Source organism: Streptomyces sp. adm13(2018), assembly GCF_008042145.1.
Taxonomy (GTDB): domain Bacteria; phylum Actinomycetota; class Actinomycetes; order Streptomycetales; family Streptomycetaceae; genus Streptomyces.
Genome location: NZ_RDBH01000079.1, coordinates 1 through 3,831, shown reverse-complemented (window position 1 = coordinate 3,831; position 3,831 = coordinate 1). Strand labels below are relative to the sequence as shown.

General features: G+C 74.6%; 3 protein-coding genes. 2 read left to right on the top strand and 1 reads right to left on the bottom strand.

Annotated features, from left to right (window positions below):
• A partial coding sequence (locus EAO70_RS06760) for a protein phosphatase 2C domain-containing protein (RefSeq protein ID WP_148002096.1) occupies positions 1 to 785 on the bottom strand: 785 nt, incomplete at its 3' end.
• 372 nt (positions 786 to 1,157) lie between these two features.
• Here EAO70_RS06760 and EAO70_RS40240 point away from each other — a divergent pair.
• Both EAO70_RS40240 and EAO70_RS06755 read left to right on the top strand, forming a co-directional pair.
• Positions 1,158 to 1,721: a nitrate- and nitrite sensing domain-containing protein gene (locus EAO70_RS40240; RefSeq protein WP_410091115.1), complete on the top strand. Its 564-nt coding sequence runs from the start codon at positions 1,158 to 1,160 to the stop codon at positions 1,719 to 1,721.
• Positions 1,722 to 1,769: 48 nt separating this feature from the next.
• Positions 1,770 to 3,831, top strand: a 2,062-nt coding sequence (locus EAO70_RS06755; RefSeq protein ID WP_410091114.1) for an ATP-binding protein, incomplete at its 3' end; no start/stop codon positions are given.

The following is a 3,831-nucleotide window of genomic DNA, read 5'->3' as shown; positions in this document are numbered from 1 at the left end:
TCCCCGAGGTCCACCAGCGCCACCGTCGCGTCGTCGTGCAGCTTCCAGCGCCGCGTCCCGCCGGCCGCCGCGTCCGCCGTCTCCAGGGCCCGCACACGATGGATCAGCCCCAGCGCGCCCTCCTTCCGCAGGACGCCGAAACAGTCCGCCCAGTCGCCCTCCGCGAACAGCTCCACCCAGCGGCCCGCCCCGTCCGTGAGTGCCGCCAGGGCGCGTACCTCCGCGCGCGGACTCGACCCGGTCACGGCCCGCGCCGCCACCGCCGGATCCGCCGCCGCCGTGAAGAAGCCGCCCTCCCTGTTCCGCAGCCGGTCCGTCGCCGCCAGGGACCGCAGGACCTCGTCGGGGACGTGGTCGAGCCGGTCGTCGGCCACCGCCCGTACGGACCCGTCCGGCGCCTCCAGGAGCAGGACGGAGTCGGACAGGACCAGGTACTCGACCCGGCTCTCGTCCCACCGGGCGAGCGCCACCGTGGCCTGGGGCGTACGCACGTGAGAAAGGTCACAGGTGCCCCGATGGGCGTCCGCGGTGCGCCGGATTGCCCGGGAGAGGATCTCGGACAGGGACATGTCCCGCCTGGAAGCGGACAGTTCGGTCAAAGCCCCGCCGAGGCGCGCGGTGAACCACGGCACCGTGTGCACACAACCGTCATGACCGGCCGGCGGCGTGACACCGTCGAGGACGACCACCGTCCCGCCGCCCCCCGACGCGGGCAGCGCGGCGGCCACCCAGTCCTCGTTGGGGCGTTCGGGGCTGCCGGGGAGGGTGGCGACATCGCTGCGCATGACCCCAGTGTGCCCGGCGCGGCGCACGTTCCCGGGGACGGTCTTCACCGGACCTGCAAACCCTCGGAGATTGGCCTGTACCAACCCCTGGACACCGCGCCGGAGCGGAGCCGCCGGCTCCGGGAAGCTGCGGGCGGGCATCCTGCCAAAGCCCGCCCGGAAGATCCAACCGGGGGCCTTCCGGGCACCCGCCGCCCCGCCCGCCGAAGTTGTTCGCCAACTCATGAGTGTTGTTCACTCGTTCGGGTGGCGGAGCGGCCGATGCGCGTCCCCTTACCAAAAGCGCTGGAATGGTCGGAAGCCATACCAGGGGGGTGGGGGCGCTCCATGTGACCGGCCGTCACCTCTGCTTTGTGGGCGGACGAGTCAAGAATGCGAGCACCGGTGCAGATGAAGCGGCCTCGGAGCAAGAACGGCACGCGGAGCCAGACCCCCGGTGCGGTGCCGWCCGCGGACGGCACCCCGGCCACCCCCGGCAGCGCCCCCGCAGGCCGGCCCAAGCGCGTCCGCAACCGCCTCGTCGCCGGGGTCGCCCTCGTCGGCATCACGGTCCTCGCCGCCGGAGCACCCGCGGTCCTCACCGCCTCCACCGAGCTCAACGACTCCCAGAGCCTGGTCACCCTCGCCGAACTCGACCGGCAGGCCGTCACCCTGGCCCACTCCCTCGCCGACGAGCGCGACGAGGTCGTCGCCTACATCGCCGCCGGCCGCGACGCCCAGAGCGGCGACGCCAAGGCGAAGCGCCAGGTCACCAGCACCCGCTCCACCCGCGTCGACCGCCAGATCGACGAGATCCGGCCCGCCGCCTCCGCCGAGCTCCGCCGCGACCTCGCCGGCGTCCCCTCCGTCCGCCCACAAAGCAGAGGTGACGGCCGGTCACATGGAGCGCCCCCACCCCCCTGGTATGGCTTCCGACCATTCCAGCGCTTTTGGTAAGGGGACGCGCATCGGCCGCTCCGCCACCCGAACGAGTGAACAACACTCATGAGTTGGCGAACAACTTCGGCGGGCGGGGCGGCGGGTGCCGCCCTGGCCCTCCTCGCCGCCCTCGCCGTCCCGCAGCCCGAGCCCACGGGCCAGGTCCACTACGACCCCGAGACCGGCACCTACGTCCCCGACGAGCCCCCCGGCGCCGCCGAGGCCGACCGCGCCCGCGACACCCTCACCGCGGCGGCCCAGCAGGCCCGCGTCCGTGAACTCGCCGCCCTCGGCGACTTCGACCAGGCCGCGGGAACCGCCGCCCGCGACGCGCTCGCCACCACCGTCACCGGGCCCGACGTGAAGAGCGCCGAACGCTCCCTCGCCGCGCTCACCGACCAGCCCCGGCTGACCGAGGCCGAGCGCGGCACCGACCCGGCCGGCCTGGAGGCCGCCCTGTCCGCCCGCATCGAGCAGATGCGCGGCGTCGAGTCCCGCCTCGCCGCCGAGCGGGTCGAGCAGTTCGCCGGCCTCCGCGACGACGACGTCACCGCCCTCGAACTGCGCCTCGCCTTCCTCGGCGGCTGCCTGCTCGTCGCCGTCGGCATCTCCACCTACGTCGCCCGCACCCTCACCCGGCCGCTCGCCGTCCTCCGGATCGGCGCCGCCCGCCTCGCCGCCGCGCCCGACCCCGGCGCCGAGGAGCCGGTCCGCTTCACCGGCCGCAACGACGAGTTCGCCCAGGTCGTCCGCTCGCTGAACACCGTGCACGGCAAGCTCGCCGGCCTCAGCGAGCACACCGAGCGGCTCACCGACGGACACGCCGACCTGACCGCCGCCAAGGAGCAGCTCGGCGCCGAACTCGCCGCCCAGCGCGCCGAACTCCAGGGCCGGGTCGCACTCCTCACCGCCGAACTCGAACGGTTCCGGGGCACCGTCCACCACACCTTCGTCAACCTCTCGCTGCGCAGCCTCGGGCTCGTCGAACGACAGCTCGGCGTCATCGAGAAGCTGGAGGAGCGCGAGCAGGACCCGGACCGCCTCGCCACCCTCTTCAAGCTCGATCACCTGGCGACCGTCATGCGCCGCCACAGCGAGAACCTCCTCGTCCTCGCCGGGCACGAGCACGTCCACGGCCACGCCGGCCCCGTCCCGCTCGTCGACGTGCTGCGCGCCGCCGTCAGCGAGATCGAGCGGTACGAGCGGGTCACCATCCAGTCCCTGCCGCCGCACGCCCAGATCGCCGGCTTCGCCGCGGACGACCTCAGCCACCTCGTCGCCGAGCTCCTGGAGAACGCCACCTCCTTCTCGCCGCCCGACGCCTCGGTCCAGCTCTCCGGCTGGCTCCTGGAGTCCGGCGAGGTCATGCTCTCCGTGCAGGACGCGGGCATCGGCATGACGCCGGCCCGGCTCGCCGAGCTCAACGCGAGCCTGGCCGAGGGCGAGCCCGCCGCGTTCGAGGGCGAGGGCCTCGGCATGCGCGTCATCACCCTCCTCGCCGCCCGCCACGGGGTCCGCGTCGAGCTGCGCGAGCAGCAGTCGGGCGGTACGGCGGCCGTCGTCGTCCTGCCGGAGCCGCTGCTCCCCGCCGCCCTGCCCACCACGGTGACCGATCCCGTACGGAGCACGGGCGGGGCTCCCGCGATCCAGCTCCCCGGCTCGGCGGCCGAGGCCAACTCCAACACGCTGCCGTCCCGGAACCGCGATCCCCTGGTGGAGGCGGCGGAGCGGGCGTTCCTGGCGGCGGACGCGACGGCGGGGCAGCCGGAGCCGGACGCGTCGTACGCGGCGGCGGAGGCCGAGACCGGATACGCCGACCCGGAGGCCGGTTACGCCGAGCCCGAGGCGGCGTACACCGAGCCGACGTATGCCGAGCCTGAGCCGACGTACGCCGAGCCCGAGGCCGCGTACACGGAGCCGACGTACGCCGACCCCGACCCGGCGCCGTTCCCCGAGGCCGACCCCGCTCCCACGTCCTTCGACGGGCCCGGGGCCTTCGACGGGCCCGCGCCCCTCGGGGAGAGCGTCTCCGAGACCACGCTCCAGGTCCGGCTGCCCGACCCGCCGCCGGAGCCGGACGTCCACGAGCGGTCGGCGGACGCCACCGCCCCCGCCCCGCACCAGGAGC